The organism is Gluconacetobacter sacchari, assembly GCF_014174255.1.
Classification (GTDB): Bacteria; Pseudomonadota; Alphaproteobacteria; order Acetobacterales; family Acetobacteraceae; genus Gluconacetobacter; species Gluconacetobacter sacchari.
Genome location: NZ_JABEQJ010000083.1, coordinates 1 through 1,730, shown reverse-complemented (window position 1 = coordinate 1,730; position 1,730 = coordinate 1). Strand labels below are relative to the sequence as shown.

Genomic DNA, 1,730 nt, shown 5'->3' with positions numbered 1-1,730 from the left:
GCTCGGCGTGATCGGAGAAACGGATGGTTTTGACACCCAATTCGTAAACCCAATCAAAAGCTTAGGCGATACCCGCCGCCCAATCTCGACCAACCCCGTGAATAAGATGGGTTAGATATCAATATCTCCCGCCAAATAGCTCTGCTCGCCGCCGAAAGCCTCGTTGGCAACGACGTGCGGTCCGTCATCGAGGTGCGAGCCTTCCGAGAGGCCATCCAGGCTAACCTGTCTCCCACGCAGCAAGAAGCGATTCTTGCACGAGTCAAGGCAGCGACCAAGTCGCCGCAAGTCAAGGGCTCGCAGCGCGGGATCTTGGCCGCAGCGATCTACGGTCCGGATCCGGCGATCGCGAAGGCCATCCGAGACGACATCAAGGAATTTCTGCCGGATCGAAAGCCAGCGCCGTGAAGGCATCTCTCTGCAAGAAAGGTTCGGATTTCCGATGTCTGGTCGAAGAAAGATACTTCTCAGCAGGAGTTGGTTTCGTGTCGAAGGCTTCGACGTGAGCATGACGCGCGGCAACCATCTACGGATTGAGCATCCGGATTTACAGGGGCCGGTTTTCGCCGCGTCTACACCTTCCGACTGGCGTGCTGAAAGGAACCTGCGCGCTTTGCTCCGTCGTCGAATACGTGAAGCAAAACGAGCAGAGAGACTTTCGGACGATGTCGGAGCGTAAAGATAATCGGGGAATCTGATGGGCTCGAACTCAACCGTCGACCTGGGTGCCTTACAGGGCACGCGGGAGGCTACAAGCGCGCGACAGGCGATGCATAGAGAAAAAGTCTCTGCGTTTTCCCTTTCGAAGCTATCCCTTCAGCTCTTGTTCGCCTGTACGGTTCTCACACCCGTTGCGGCGCTGGGTCAGGCGCTTCCGACAGGAGGATCCTTTGTTGCGGGCACCGGGCGAATTGACAGCGGCAGCCGCACCGTCACGATCACCCAGTCGAGCGGACACGGGGTCATCGACTGGCAAGGTTTCTCTGTCGGCAAAGGCAGGTCTGTTCAGTTTAACAACGGCACGGGCGCAACGCTCAACCGCGTCACGGGCGGACAAGTGTCCGAAATCGCCGGCAAGGTGAACGCGACCGGATCGCTCTTCCTGATCAATCCGAACGGAGTGGTCGTGGCGCCTGGCGGCAAAGTGGTTGTCGACGGGTCATTCACGGCTTCGACACGGGACACTGGCGACCGGGATTTCATGGCCGGCGGCGCCGTAACTCTGTCCGGCGCGTCAAACGGGGTGGTCACCAACAAAGGGACGATATACGCGAAAAACGGCTCGGTGACCCTTGTCGGCAGATCCGTTTCAAACACCGGCACCATCAGGGCCGATCACGACGCGGTCGCAATGGTCGCAGGCGACACCGTAATCCTGGCAGACAAGAACGAGCGCGACGGAATCTTCGTCAAGACGAAAGCGGCGACCACGGGAGATGTAACAAACTCGGGTCGCATAAAAGCGACGTCGGCAGAACTCCGATCCGTGGGTGGAAACGTATATGCGCTTGCGGGCAACCACAACGGCGTGATCACGGCTACCGGCGTGGTTGACGGCTCTGGCGGGGTCTACCTTACCGCGGACGAGGGGACTGTCTCAGTTTCCGGCACCCTGGCGGCTGTACCGGCCTCGGTTTTTGAGACATCTGGTTGAAGCCTAAGCGGCGAGAGCCGCAGTGGAAAGAGCCCTGGCACGCACGGCATTCGGGGAGATGAACCCGTGCCGTTCA

The 1,730-nt window shown here is 59.1% G+C and carries 2 protein-coding genes; both read left to right on the top strand.

The features are described 5' to 3' along the window. The first annotated feature begins 174 nt into the window (after nucleotides 1-174). The gene (locus HLH48_RS22715) at nucleotides 175-408 is read left to right on the top strand and encodes a hypothetical protein (protein WP_182999712.1); all 234 of its coding nucleotides are present in this window, start codon (nucleotides 175-177) and stop codon (nucleotides 406-408) included. A 361-nt stretch (nucleotides 409-769) separates the two neighbouring features. Continuing rightward, nucleotides 770-1,654: a two-partner secretion domain-containing protein gene (locus HLH48_RS22710; protein ID WP_182999711.1), complete on the top strand. Its 885-nt coding sequence runs from the start codon at nucleotides 770-772 to the stop codon at nucleotides 1,652-1,654. Nucleotides 1,655-1,730 lie beyond the last annotated feature (76 nt).